Source organism: Actinomadura sp. GC306 (assembly GCF_004348665.1).
Classification (GTDB): Bacteria; Actinomycetota; Actinomycetes; order Streptosporangiales; family Streptosporangiaceae; genus Spirillospora.
In genome coordinates, this window is the sequence record NZ_SMKM01000210.1 from 1 (window position 1) to 11,930 (window position 11,930).

An 11,930-nucleotide genomic window follows, 5' to 3' on the forward strand; every position below is an offset into this window, starting at 1 on the left:
GCGACAGGAGCATGGGGGGGCGGAGTTGTTGGGCGTCGCCGCGGCGGTACAGGCGTGCGGGGCGGCCGCCGTCGCGCGTCGTCGTCCGCTCGGTGGGGATGAGGAAGCGGTCGGCGCCGGTGACCTTGCGGTGGAAGTTCCGCGGGTCGAGGCTCGTCCCCCACACGATCTCGTAGACGCGGCGCAGCTCCGCCACGGTGAACTCGGGCGGGCAGAACGCGGCGGCCAGCGACGTGTACTCCAGCTTGGCCCGTGCCCGCTCCATCCCGTCGCAGAGGATGCGCCGGTGGTCGAACGCCGCCCGGTCGCGGTGGACGAGCTCGTCCACCGCCGTCCACAGCACCTGCGCGCGGCTGGACGCGGGCAGATCGGGCGCCAGCCCCAGGTAGGCGACGCTGACCACCCGCTGCCGCGGATCGCGGTCGGGGTACCCGTAGGTGGCGAGCTGTTCGAGGTGGATCCGCACGTCCGCGAGCCCCGCCCGCTCCGCCATCAGCCGGGACGCGGCGACGGGCAGGTCCTCGTCGAGCTGGATGAACCCGCCCGGCAGCGACCACGCCCCCTCGTACGGCGGGCGGTCGCGCCGCCACCGCAGCGCGCAGAGGCGCTGTTCCCGCACGGTGAGGACGACGAGATCGACGGAGACGGCGAGGCGCGGGACGAGCATGGAGTGGAGTCTATTGCTCTCCGCAGCGGAGGGATCCCGGTCCGGAGACACCCGGAGACACCGACGGGCGGGCGCGTCCGCACGCGCCCGCCCGTGATCCGATGGCCGGTGTTCAGTCGTCCTTCGGGGCGTCCTTGGGAACCTCGACCACGGCCGCGCCGTTCGCGGTGCCGTTCGGGGCGTGCCCGTTCTGGACGTTCAGGTTGCCGAGGAGCTGCCGGGCGACGCCGAGCCCCGTGCCGCCGAGCGTGAGCGCCTTGGCGAGCATGTCCTCGACGCCCTCGGCGCCGTTGAGCACGACCATGTTGTCGACGTTGCCGAACACGCCCGCGCCGGCCTCGACGATCTGCGGCCACTGCTCGGCGAGCTGCTGCGCGATGACGGCATCGGTGTTCTTGGCCAGCGCCTCCGCCCGCGCCTTGATCGCCTCGGCCTCCGCGAGACCCTTCTGCCGGATCGCGTCCGCCTCGGCCTCACCGAGGATGCGGGTGGCCTCCGCCTCCCGCGCCGCCCGGAGCTGGATCTCCGTCGCGGCGGCCTGCGCCTGCGCGATGCGCTCCTCGCGCTCGGCCTCGGCCAGCTTCACCTGCTCGTACGCGCGGGCGTCGGCGGGCTTGCGGATCTCGCTCTCCAGCCGCTTCTCCGTGCGCTCCGCCTCCAGCTCCGCGTTGCGGGTCTCCTTGAGGATGACCTCCTGGCGGGCCTGCTGCGCGGCCTGCTGCACCTGGCCCTCGTACTCGGCCTTCTTCATCTCCGTGTCGCGGATGACCGCGGCGTTCTGCCGCTCGGTCTCCTGCTCCCGCTCGGTCGCCTCCTGGTTGCGCTCGGCCTCCGCGATGCGGGCGGCGGACGCGACCCGGGCGGCGTGCGGGCGGCCGAGGTTGGTGATGTAGTCGGTCTCGTCGTCGATCTCCTGGATCTGCAGCGAGTCGACGACCAGCCCGAGCTTGCTCATCTCGTCGGCGGCGGAGATACGGGTCTCGCTGGTGAGGCGCTCCCGGTTGAGGATCAGGTCCTCGACGGTGAGGTTGCCGATGATCGAGCGCAGGTGGCCGGTGAACAGCTCGTGGATCGCGCCGTCCATCGAGCCCTGCTGCTCCAGGAAGCGCCGCGCCGCGTTGGCGATCGACACGAAGTCGTCGCCGACCTTGTAGATGACGACGCCGCGGACCTTGACCGGGATGCCCTGCTGCGTCACGCAGTTCACTTCGAGGTTGGCCGCCCGGCTGTCGAGCCGCAGCCGCCGGGCCACCTGGAAACCGGGCAGGACGGCGGTGCCCTTACCGGTCACGATCTTGAAGCCGAGGCTGTCCATTCCGTCCACGGGCTTGGACTTGGCGCCCAGCCCGGAGATGATCAGCGCCTCGTTCGGCTCGGCGACCCGCCACACGAGCTTGAACAAGATGATCAGCACGATGAGCGCGGCTACGGCGCCGCCGAGCACGGCGAGCAGGGGCATACGGCCTCCTTTTCTGTTATGGCGGGGGGACGAATCCGTCCGCGTTGCCCCATAGACGCGCCGAACGGGGAACCGGTTCGACTTGCGTAGCTATTGGCCGAAAGCGGGCGCTACATACACCGTACGCGGCGGGTGGTACTCGACCACCACCACGACCATCCCCACGGTGATCTCCTCGCGCGGGTCGACGGGGTGGGCGTAGAACGCCTCGACCCCGCCGCGCACCGGGATCATCACCTCGCCGACCAGGCCGGGCCCGATCTTGCCGGTGACCCGGCCTTCCTTACCGATCAAGGAGCGCCCCCTGTTCGTCGCAGGCCAGTCCGCCAAGGCTAATGGCTGGGGACGACGCGGGGTGTGGCGCGTGCCGCCGACTACGGGAGGACGCGCTCGGCCTGCCCGAGGGCTGTGCGGGCCAGGCTCTCCGCCTCGGCCCGGGTGGCGGCGGGACCGGAGACGGTGATCGTGGCCAGGTAGTGGCGGCCGCGGAACACCACGTACCAGGTGCGGGTACCGGTGTCGCCGCTGGTGGTGGCGACGCCGACCGTCCGGGAGCCCTCGCCGATGTCGCCCTTCGGGGACTCCACGACGCGGTGCTGCGACCACTCGGAGCCGACCTTGGTGCGGAACCGCAGGCAGCCGGCCGGGACGCGGGCGTTGACCTGCTTCTCCGCGGCGCCGGCGGACATGCCCATCAGGGTCTGGGTGACGGCCTGGCCGCGCTTGGCGAACGTGACCAGCGCCGCGGGGGCGTCGGCGGGGACGGCGCCGTCCGGGCCGCCCGTCCCGCAGCCCGGCTTGTCGAGGACGGCCTGGCGCTGCAACCTGGCCGCGTTCTGAATCGGCCGCAGCGTGCCGTACGAGCCGGAGTCGGGTTCCGCTGCCTTCCGGTAACCGGGCAGCTCGGTGAGCAGGGCCTGGGCCAGCTGGTCGGCGGTGTAGCCGACGCCGGCGATCTCGGCGGGACCGGTGCCGTGGACGGGACGCGCGCTCTCATCGCCGCCACCGCCGCACGCGGTGGCCGCGGCGGCCGTCGCCAGCAGCATGATCGGGAGGAGCCTGTGCGCCATGCCGGTGACCCTACGGCGCGAACCCCCCAGACGCCTCGAGACGACACGCGTTCCGGGCGAACCGGTCACCCACCAGACCCCCGGTTCCGTTGACTTGCGGCGTGTTGCCCTTATGGAGCGCTCCATAAGGGCAACACGCCGCAAGTCAACGAAGCATCGGGGCGGGCGGTGTCGGGGGTGGTTCGCCTGGGGCGCGGGTCAGCCTTGGGTGGCGCGCTCATTGTACTCGGCGGCGTACTCCTGGCCGGACATCTTCTGGATCGTCTCGATGATCTCGTCGGCGATGGCGCGGCGGGCCTTGGCCGGCGGCAGGTCGCGGTAGTGGGAGAAGTCCATCGGGGGGCCGATCCGCACGGTGGGGCGGGGGCCGAAGACGCGCGGCAGGGCCGCGCCGAGCGGCTGGATCTTGTCGGTGCCCTCCAGCGCGACGGGCAGCACCCGGGCGCCGGTCTCCAGGGCGAGCCAGCCGATGCCGGTGCGGCCGCGGTAGAGCCGGCCGTCCGGGGAGCGGGTGCCCTCGGGGTAGATCGCGAACGCGCCGGCGTTCTCCAGGACCTCGGCGCCCTGCTCCAGCGCGCCCATCGCGGCGCGCCGGGCGCCGCGGCGCACCGGGACGTGGCCGAGGTTGGTGAGGAACCAGCGGACGAAGCGCTTCTTGAGCCCGCCGCCCTCGAAGTAGTCCGCCTTGGCGATGTAGGTGACCGGCCGCGGGACCGCCAGCGGAATGATGAAGCTGTCGATGAACGACAGGTGGTTGCTCGCCACGATGAGCGGCCCGTAGCTCGGCACGTTGTCGCCGCCCACCACCCGCGGACGGAAAAGCAGCCAGAGGATCGGACGCACCACGCGCGTCATGAACGTGTAGAACACCCAGCCTCCTGAATTCGCCAACGACACTGTAACGTCTGCGCCGATCCGGGCCTGAGTCAGCGCCCCCCGTGCCCCTCGCCGGCCGGGTCAGGAAAAGCCCATCCGCAGGTCAAGCACGGTACGTGGGCACTTATCCACCATTTCTACTATTGAGTAAGTTTCTCTTGAGTAAGTTATTGCCGCGTTTCCCGGAGGTCCCGGGGCGCTGCCGGACCCTCCGGACGATCCGTCAGGTAGGGTTCGGTGCAGGAGACCCGGACGACCGTCTCGGGCGTGTTACGGCCCTGGGCACACCTGTGGGCGACCAGGTCCTTTTCCCAGGAAGTCCTTGGAATGTGGGCGCCGGTGCGCAATCCTGAGGAGTCACCTGAGATGGCCGGGTACCACCGGATGGGGCGTGAGGTGACCATGGACTTCGACATCAACCTGATGCGCGACGACCGGTGCACCCTCGTCCGGGTGCAGGGGGACATCGACGTCGTGTCCCGCACACGGTTCGAGGAGACGCTCTTCGAGGTCGTCGACTCCGGCGACCCCATGGTCATCGACATGCGCGAGGTCACCTTCTGCGACTCCACCGGCCTGAACGCCATCGTCGCCGCCAACCGCCGCGCCGCCGAACACGGCACCTCCGTAGCCCTGGTCGCCCTGCCCCCACGCGTCCAGCGGGTGTTCCGCATCACCGGGATCGACAAGTTCATCCCCATCCACGACACCCTCCGAGAAGCCCTAGCGGCGGCCAAATAACTCTGCCCTCGGTGGTCAGGTGCAGCCTTCGTATTGGGGGACCGTTGTCGTCAGCTTCAGGCCGGAGTCGCCGAACCACTTGTTGAGCAGGCGTTCGGCTGTGCCGTCCTGGTACATGGTGGTGATGGCTCGGTTGATGGTCTCGCAGCCTCGTAGGTCTCCCTTGCGGAGGCCGACGCCGTACTTCTCGTCGGTGAACGGGGCGTTGATCATGCGGCCGGAGCGACCCGCGGCGAAGCCGGCGAGGATCAGGTCGTCGGTGGAGACGGCGTCCAGTCGGCCGGCGGCGAGGGCGTCCATGCAGGCGCCGTAGGTGTCGACGGTGACGGGTTTCGCGGCGACCTTGCGCTCCTCGATGACGCGGCGCCAGGAGTTGGAGCCGGTCACCTCGCAGATCCGCTTGCCCTTCAGGTCCCGGACGTCGTCGATCGAGTCGTCGTCGGCGCGGACGAAGGTGTCCTGGTGCGCGACGTAGTAGGGACCCGCGAAGGTGACCTCCATCTTGCGGCGCGCGGTGATCGAGTAGGTCGCGATGATGAGGTCCACGGTGCCGTTGGCGAGTGCCTCCTCGCGGACGGACGAGTTGGTCGTCCGGAACGTGATGCGGCTCTTCGGGACGCCCAGCTTGCCCGCGATGTAGACGGCGACATCGACGTCGAAGCCCTCGTAGGTCCCGTCCGGGCGCTTGACGCCGAGGGCGGGCTGGTCCTCCTTGACGCCGATGACCAGGGAGTTCCGGTCGGTGACGCTCTCCTTCTCGGAGCCGCCGAGGCCGCAGGCCGTCAGGCCCGCCAGCAGCAGGAACGCACCGGCGGTGGCACGGATGGCGCGCATCTTCTCCTCCTCAGCGGAACTCGGCCAGCCGGGGACGGATCCCCGCCAGGATCAGCAGGGCGATGGCGGCGGCGCCCGCGGCCGGTACCGCGTTCCAGCCGCGCAGGCCGCCGTCCGCGTCCCTGATCGCGTTGTCGAAGGCGTCCTGGTGGACGGCCGTGAGCGCGGTCAGCGCCGCGTCGTAGGCGCCGAAGTCGCTGATGGCGCCGGAGGTGCGGTCCATCCGGAGGTCGACGGCTCCGGCCCGGTCTCCCGATGAGGCGAGCTGCCGCATCCGCGCGTCGTTGCGTTGAACCAGCCGGTATGCCTGAAGCGTTCGGTGGAGGGCGTCGGCCTCGCGGCCTCGTTCGACCGTGCGCGCCTCGTCGCCGAAGAAGCCGAGGAACGGCACGTCGCCCTCGCCCGCTCGGTATCCGCTGAGCTTCTCCTCCAGTGCGGCGTAGTAGTTCTCCAGGTTGACCGGGCGGTCGCCCATGTCCGGCTGGATCACCGAGAGGGATTTGTCGAGGTAGGTCTGCTCGTAGGTGTCGGCGCGGCCCGGGTCGAGGAGGTAGCGGCTCTCGTCGGCGAACGCGCTGTGGCTGATCGCGCGGGCCCGGGAGAGCTGGAGGATCGAGTCGAAGCCGTCCTCCTTCGCCTTCTTCATGTGTCCGGCCTGGGCGGTCAGCAGGCCCGTCCCGACGGCGGTGAGCGCGAGTGCCGCGAGGGTCGCGAGGACCAGTGGCGGGTTGAGGACGCGGCGGAACGTCCGCGCGAGGTAGAGCTGCGTGGCGATGAGGAGCAGGAGGACGAGGGCGCCGGTCACCGCGACCCAGGTCCGGCCCGTCAGGACGGCCGACCGGTTCGTCTCGTAGTCCTGCCGGACGTGCGCCCCCGTGTCGAGCGTGATGTTGTACGCCTTGGGCAGGAGCTGCATCTTCATCAGGTCGGTCGCCTGCCGGTAGGCGTCGATGACCTCCGCGGGCAGTTCCCCCGGCGGGTGGTCGGCCTGCGCGTCGAGTTCCATGGCGCGGCCGACGAGCCGTTCGTACTTGCCGAGGCCGTCCAGCACCTCCTGGACGGTGCGCCGCAGCGCGGGGTCGCTGCCGGCGAGCTGCGCGGCCTCCACGGCGGCGGCGTCGGCCTCCGCGCGGCGCCGCTCGTACAGCCGCAGCGACTCGTCGTGGCCGATACCGAGGTCGTGGTCGCGGCCGATCAGCAGGATGTTCGACACCTGCGCGTCCATGTCGCTGAGCGCGAAGTACAGGGTGCCGGTCGCGACGACCTGCGGGCCCGCGTCATGGCCGATCGTCTGGACGGAGTCGCGGGCGTTCCCGATCGCGACGGTCAGCACGGCGAGCAGCGCCACGATCGCGGCCAGGCACAGCACCGCGTGGACGCCGATGCGGCCCGGGATCGTGCGGAGCCACCGGCCGCGGACGAGCTTTGTGAGGCGTCCCGTGCGCTGCCTCGCCGGGTCCGGGCGGCGGGGCGCCGGGGGTCTTGGTGCGGGGCGCACCGGCCCCGGCCCGCGGGGCGGGGTCATCGTCATGGCGGGGCCTCCTGCAGGAGCAGCGTGATCGTCGTCCAGGCGCCGACGTGGACGCGGTCGCCATCGGTGAGCGGCACGGGCGTGTTCACCTCGATGGGCTCCGTCCCGCCGTTCACCGTCGTGCCGTTGGTCGAGCCGGGATCGACCAGGTGCCAGGCGCCGTCCGGCTGCGCGAGCAGGACGGCGTGCAGGTGCGAGACGGCGGGGTCCTCGGGCGGGGCGCTCAGGTCGATCTCCGGGAGGATCGCGCGGGACGTGCTGCGCCGCCCGATCCGGACCTGGTCGCCGAGCAGCGGGACGCGGCGCTCCGGGCAGTACGGCGGAAAGCTGAGGTCGGGCGCGTCCGGCCCGAGCTGGGCGAGCACCGTGCCGAAGTACTCGCGGTCGGCGGTGATCACGGCGGACGGGCCGGGCGGGGTCATGCGCGGGCTGCTCGTGCGTTGCGCGGGCACCATCGGCGGCTGCCGCGCCGAATGGGCGGCGCCGGTGCCGAAGTCGTGGCCGTCGACCTCGCAGAAGCGGCCGGAGCGAGGGGTCCCGCACTCGGGGCAGGCGGCGGCCGGCTCGGCGCGCGGTATGACGTCGCCGCACACGTCGCAGTAGGCGGCGTCCGCGGACAGGTGCCCGCTCGGGCAGACCGGCATGGGCCTCAGCCTCCCCCGGCCGCGTCGTCGGGGCGCCGAGTCCGCACCGACCGGACGGAGCGGGTGTCGAGCGACATCTCGTCCGCCTTCGACACCTCGCGCTTCAGCCGGACCGTCCCGCGCTCGGGGTCGACGACCTCGACGATCCGGTCCAGCAGGCCGGAGATCTGCTCGTTGCCGACCTCCCGCGCCAGCACCACGGCCCGGCCGAGCCTGGCGGTCGCGGTGTCGCCGTCGCCCAGCCGCCGCGCCTCCAGGCCCTCCTGGATCGCCTCGGCCAGCTCCGACTGACCGGTGTGGATCGTGACCCGCTCGTTCATCAGCGTGGCCCTGGCCTCGTCGTCGGTCCACTCCGCGAGGACGGTTCCGGACGCGAGGGCCTGGTCACCAGCCATGACCTTCACCCACGCGGCACGCATCTGCCGTCCGACGTCGCCGGGCGGCACCTCGACGCACAGGTGGTACTCGCGGGTCTCGCTCCCCCACGAGCCCAGCGGATAGTCGCCCGTCTGCGTCCCGGACTCGACCCGCCGGCCGGTCAGGTCGTCCACGGTCGGCACCATCTGCTTGACGAAGCGGAGCTCCGCCCGCCGCGGCGTCCACACGCGCAGCGAGACGTCCGCGACCTCCTTGCTCATCGCGGCGCGCGTCATCGCGAGGAAGTCGGCCTCCAGGTCCGCCGGGTCGGGGACGTCCAGGAACCCGCCCAGCAGCGCCGTGGTGATCTTGCGGACCTCGGCGACCTCCCAGTCGGTGCCGACCCCGCGCGCGTCGCACTGGAAGCGGCCCGAGCACTGCTCCAGCGCCGCGTCGAGCTCCTCTTCCGACTCGTGCTGGTTCTTGCCGTCGGTCAGCAGGATCGCGTGCTTGACGGCGTCGTCGTAGCCGGTGAACAGCCGGTCGGCGAGCCGCAGCCAGGACCCGATCGCCGTGCCGCCCGCCGCCTCCAGCCGGGACACGGCCTGCGCGGCGCTGCGCCGGGACGTCTCGTTCGCCTCGGCGAGCCGCTCCCCCTGCGGGTAGATCATCCGGGGCTGGTTGGCGCCCGCGACCACGGCGAAGCGGACCCCGTCGCGCAGCACGTGCACCGCCGCCCGCGCGGCCCGCTTCGCGGCGGCCATCTTCCCCCGGTAGGACATCGAGCCCGAGGTGTCGATGATGATGACCTCCGCGGCGGGCGTCCGGCCGCCGCCCGGCCCGGCGGTACCGGACGAGCGCGCCGTCACGGTGACGATCGCGTGCACCTCCCGTCCGCCCTCCGGGAGGTAGGGGTTCTGGTCCACGCGGATCGTGAACCCGGGGTGTCCGCTCATCTGCCCGGCTCCCTGCTCGTGTCCGGCGGCGGGCAGGCGATGACCGCCACCGCGACGTCGTCGTGCCCGCCCGCGCCGAGCGCCGCCCGCCGCAGCCGCCGCACCGTCCCGCGCGGCCCGTCCGCGCCATCTTCGCCGGGCCGGGCGGCGGACGCCAGGTGCGCGGGGCCGGGCAGATGGTTCCCCAGCCCGTCGCCGCACGGCTCGCCGCGGGTGCGGTAGAGCACGGTGTGGAGGTCCCGGTCCGCGGTCATCGTCAGAACAGCGTCCTCGGGCGCACCTCGTTGGCCCGTTTGACCATCGCGTGCCGGTGCGCCGCGCCGTCCGCGAGCTTGGCGAGGACGCGGTAGGTCTCCTCCAGCTTCGCGCGGAGCGACGCCTCGTCGAGGTCGGTGCCGAGGATCCGGGGACGTGACGCGGCCCGCCCGGCGCCCCGGCCCATGCGGACCCAGCCGAGGGCGGCCTCCAAAACCTCGGCGGTGAACGCGGCGGCGCGCTCGGTGTCCAGGCGCAGCGACGCGAGGCGCCGCCCGGCCTCGACCAGCGTGCCCGCGTCCAGCTCGGTGGGGCGGCGGCCGCGCACCGCGGTCGCGACGGCCGCGAGCTGCGCGGCGAGGTAGTCGCTGGAGACGCGCGGCACCGAGTCCAGCACCTGCTCGGCCGCCCGGCGGTCGCGCGCGGCGAGGCGGGCGCGGGCCAGGCCGAACGCGGCGCTCACGTGGGTGGGGTCGGTGCGCCAGACCGTCTCGTAGAAGCGGGCGGCCTGCACCATGTCGCCCCGGATCTCGTGGCAGAACGCAAGCGCCAGCTTGGGGGCCTGCTCGCCCGGCGCGAGGTCGTACAGGTCGTTGAAGACGGCCACGGCCTCCGCGGTGCCGCCGCCCGCGAGGGCCCGGACGCCGCGGTACCAGTCGACGCGCCAGTCGTCGGGGGCCGCGGCGGCGATCTCGTCGAGGAGGCGGCGGGCGCCGTCCAGGTCGTCCAGCTCGATCCGGACGCGGGCCAGCGCGAGGCGGACCTCCCGCGACGGGACCGGCGCGGCGGCGAGCGCGGCGGCCAGGTCGCCCGGGTCGCGGGCGGTGAGCCCGGTCAGGAACGCGGCGGCCGGGTCCGACCCGTACACGAGCGGGACGGGCAGCGCGGCCGCGGCGGCGGACGGCTCCAGCGGCGCGAGGATCGGCGGGGGCCCGGCCCGGGTGCCGGCCCGAGTTCCGGCCCGGGTGCCGTCCCGCTCGGCCGGCGCGGCGATCTCGGCCCCCGCGGTGTGCTGGCCCGCGCCGAACAGCGGGGACGGCGCGGGCCGCGGCCGCCCGTCCTCGGCGGACAGGACCTCGCGCAGGACGCCGGTGAGCTGCTCGGCCATCTCCGCGGCGCTCTGGAAGCGGCGGGCCGGGTCGGGGTGCGTGGCGCGGCGCAGCAGCCGGTGGTACGACTCGTGCCGCCGGAACACCGGGACCTCGTCGCGCGGCGGGAGGCTGCGCAGATGCCGCCCGGTGTAGCCGCGGAACGGGAAGCTGAGCACCGCCAGCGTCCGGCCGACCGTGTACAGGTCGGAGGTGACCGACGGGCCCTGCGAGCCGATCTCGGGCGCCTGGTAGCCGGGGGTGCCGAAGATCGGGCTGTCCACGTCGAACGCGCGGCGCACCCCGCCGAGGTCGATCAGCTTGAGCTGCTCCTCCGACTGGATGGCGTTGTCCGGCTTGAAGTCGCAGTACAGCAGCCCGACGCCGTGCAGGTAGCCGAGCGCGCTCAGCACCTCCAGCCCGTACGCGATGACCTGCGGCAGCGGCAGCGCCGCCGCGTCGCCGTGCTCGCGGCGCAGCCCGAGGAGGATGTCCTTCAGCGACCGGCCGCCGACGTACTCCATCACGATGTAGCCGGCGTCGCCGTGCCGCACGAAGTTGTAGATCTTGACGATGTTGGGGTGCTCGACCTCGGCGAGGAACGCCCGCTCGGCGGTCGCGGCGGCGAGGGAGTCGGCGTTCCCGGAGTCGAGCAGGCCCTTGAGCACCACCCAGCGCTCGCTCACGTTGTGGTCGCGGGCCAGGTACACCCAGCCGAGACCGCCGTGCGCCAGGCAGCCGAGCACCTCGTACTGGCCGCCGATCATCTCGCCGGGGTGGAGCTTCGGCGTGAACGAGAACGGGTGGCCGCAGTTGCGGCAGAACCCCTCGGTGCGGCCGGGCCGGTCGCCCCGGCTCCGGCCGACCTTCTCGTCGCACCGGCCGCAGTAGCGCCGGTTCTCCGGCACCTCGGGCGCCGGCATGATCGCCGAGGCGGGGTCGCGGGCCGGGACGGGCGGCACCTCCACCAGCCCGGCGCCGAGCATCCCGCGCCTGGTGGAGCCGCTCGAACCCGTCCCCCGGGTGCCGCCGCGCGACGCCGTCCGCCCGGACCCGACGGTGCCGGACCCGCCGGCCGCCGAGGCGCCGGACGGGGCGGCGCCGGTACCGGTGCCGGTGCCGGTGCCGCCCGGCCGGGACGGGCCGGCGGGGTTTGCCGCGGGCGTCGCGGGCGACCGCCTGGTCACCGCGGCGCCTGCCGGTGCGTGCGGGACGGGCCTCGCGGACGCGCCCGGCGCGCGGACGGTGTGCGGCGCCGGGCTCGGCGAAGACGGGTGCCCGGACGGCGGCGCGTGCGGAGACGGGGCCAGCGGAGACGGGGCGGGCCCGGCCGCCTTCATCGGGTGGACGGGCGGAGCCGGACTCTGCGCGGGCGCCGGCCCGGGAGCCGCCGCCGGAGCCGGGGCCGGCGGCGCGGCCGGGGCCGACTCCGGAACGGGGGCCGGTTCGGGG

12 protein-coding genes and 1 pseudogene are annotated in these 11,930 nt (G+C 73.2%); 2 read left to right on the plus strand and 11 right to left on the minus strand.

Annotated features, from left to right (window positions below; all coding sequences use genetic code 11):
• The 5 genes from E1200_RS24420 to E1200_RS24440 form a co-directional block, all read right to left on the minus strand.
• On the minus strand, positions 1-667 hold a 667-nt coding region (locus E1200_RS24420), incomplete at its 3' end, for an NUDIX domain-containing protein (protein ID WP_131954412.1).
• Positions 668-779: 112 nt separating this feature from the next.
• On the minus strand, positions 780-2,126 hold the full coding sequence (locus E1200_RS24425; RefSeq protein ID WP_131954413.1) for a flotillin family protein: 1,347 nt from the start codon (positions 2,124-2,126) through the stop codon (positions 780-782).
• Positions 2,127-2,216: 90 nt separating this feature from the next.
• Entirely contained in the window at positions 2,217-2,420 is a 204-nt protein-coding gene (locus E1200_RS24430; RefSeq protein WP_131954414.1) for a hypothetical protein, read from the minus strand.
• An 80-nt stretch (positions 2,421-2,500) separates the two neighbouring features.
• Positions 2,501-3,196 carry a hypothetical protein gene (locus tag E1200_RS24435; protein WP_131954415.1) on the minus strand — a complete coding sequence of 232 codons (696 nt, stop codon included), beginning with the start codon at positions 3,194-3,196 and terminating at the stop codon, positions 2,501-2,503.
• Between the two features lie 198 nt (positions 3,197-3,394).
• Positions 3,395-4,066: a lysophospholipid acyltransferase family protein gene (locus tag E1200_RS24440; RefSeq protein ID WP_243708806.1), complete on the minus strand. Its 672-nt coding sequence runs from the start codon at positions 4,064-4,066 to the stop codon at positions 3,395-3,397.
• Positions 4,067-4,438: 372 nt separating this feature from the next.
• Between E1200_RS24440 and E1200_RS24445 the strand changes: the two genes are divergently transcribed.
• The gene (locus E1200_RS24445) at positions 4,439-4,813 is read left to right on the plus strand and encodes an STAS domain-containing protein (protein WP_243708807.1); all 375 of its coding nucleotides are present in this window, start codon (positions 4,439-4,441) and stop codon (positions 4,811-4,813) included.
• Between the two features lie 15 nt (positions 4,814-4,828).
• Here E1200_RS24445 and E1200_RS24450 read toward each other — a convergent pair whose 3' ends face one another.
• From E1200_RS24450 to E1200_RS24475, 6 genes are read right to left on the minus strand one after another with little or no spacing between them, the layout of a single operon-like run.
• Positions 4,829-5,647: a glutamate ABC transporter substrate-binding protein gene (locus E1200_RS24450; RefSeq protein ID WP_131954416.1), complete on the minus strand. Its 819-nt coding sequence runs from the start codon at positions 5,645-5,647 to the stop codon at positions 4,829-4,831.
• Positions 5,648-5,657: 10 nt separating this feature from the next.
• On the minus strand, positions 5,658-7,178 hold the full coding sequence (locus tag E1200_RS24455; protein ID WP_243708808.1) for a hypothetical protein: 1,521 nt from the start codon (positions 7,176-7,178) through the stop codon (positions 5,658-5,660).
• A complete protein-coding gene (locus E1200_RS24460) occupies positions 7,175-7,822 on the minus strand; it encodes an FHA domain-containing protein (protein ID WP_131954417.1) in 648 nt (215 codons plus the stop codon). The genes E1200_RS24455 and E1200_RS24460 overlap by 4 nt, the downstream gene beginning before the upstream one ends.
• A 5-nt stretch (positions 7,823-7,827) precedes the next feature.
• Positions 7,828-9,135 carry a VWA domain-containing protein gene (locus E1200_RS24465; RefSeq protein WP_131954418.1) on the minus strand — a complete coding sequence of 436 codons (1,308 nt, stop codon included), beginning with the start codon at positions 9,133-9,135 and terminating at the stop codon, positions 7,828-7,830.
• Complete coding sequence (locus E1200_RS24470) at positions 9,132-9,389, minus strand: hypothetical protein (protein ID WP_131954419.1); 258 nt, start codon at positions 9,387-9,389, stop codon at positions 9,132-9,134. The genes E1200_RS24465 and E1200_RS24470 overlap by 4 nt, the downstream gene beginning before the upstream one ends.
• A 2-nt stretch (positions 9,390-9,391) precedes the next feature.
• Positions 9,392-11,464 carry a serine/threonine-protein kinase gene (locus E1200_RS24475; RefSeq protein ID WP_243708809.1) on the minus strand — a complete coding sequence of 691 codons (2,073 nt, stop codon included), beginning with the start codon at positions 11,462-11,464 and terminating at the stop codon, positions 9,392-9,394.
• A gap of 10 nt (positions 11,465-11,474) precedes the next feature.
• On the opposite strand from E1200_RS24475, the pseudogene E1200_RS34965 reads away from it, so the two are divergent.
• A pseudogene (locus E1200_RS34965) lies at positions 11,475-11,930 on the plus strand (hypothetical protein); the annotation flags it as partial.